We start from the raw sequence: 242 nt of genomic DNA on the forward strand, positions 1-242 counted from the left end.
TCCTTGACCATTGGCTTGTGGAACTATGCCGGTGCAGCGGGCAATGGGGCCGTTGTGTGGACTCCTCGGGTGGTGTGCCGGCGGGGGGGGGGGGGGGGGGGGGGGGGGGGCGGCGGGGGGGGGGGCGGGGGGGGGCGGGGGGGGGGGGGCGGGGGCGGGCGGGGGGGGGGGGGGGGGGAAAAATAAAAAAAAAAGAAAAAATAAACAAGAGAATATACAGAGGAGAGATTAGTGTATCGAAG

1 protein-coding gene is annotated in these 242 nt (G+C 67.4%); it reads left to right on the top strand.

The features are described 5' to 3' along the window. Nucleotides 1–43 precede the first annotated feature (43 nt). Complete coding sequence (locus AAEZ00_RS22025) at nucleotides 44–232, top strand: hypothetical protein (protein WP_351090160.1); 189 nt, start codon at nucleotides 44–46, stop codon at nucleotides 230–232. Nucleotides 233–242: the final 10 nt, after the last annotated feature.

The organism is Shewanella sp. S1-49-MNA-CIBAN-0167, from assembly GCF_040310145.1.
GTDB classification, from domain to species: domain Bacteria; phylum Pseudomonadota; class Gammaproteobacteria; order Enterobacterales; family Shewanellaceae; genus Shewanella; species Shewanella psychromarinicola.

What these genes read in the sequence shown, in the direction of transcription:
- AAEZ00_RS22025 (WP_351090160.1), top strand. Translation starts at nt 44, where the DNA reads ATGGGGCCGTTGTGTGGACTCCTCGGGTGGTGTGCCGGCGGGGGGGGG.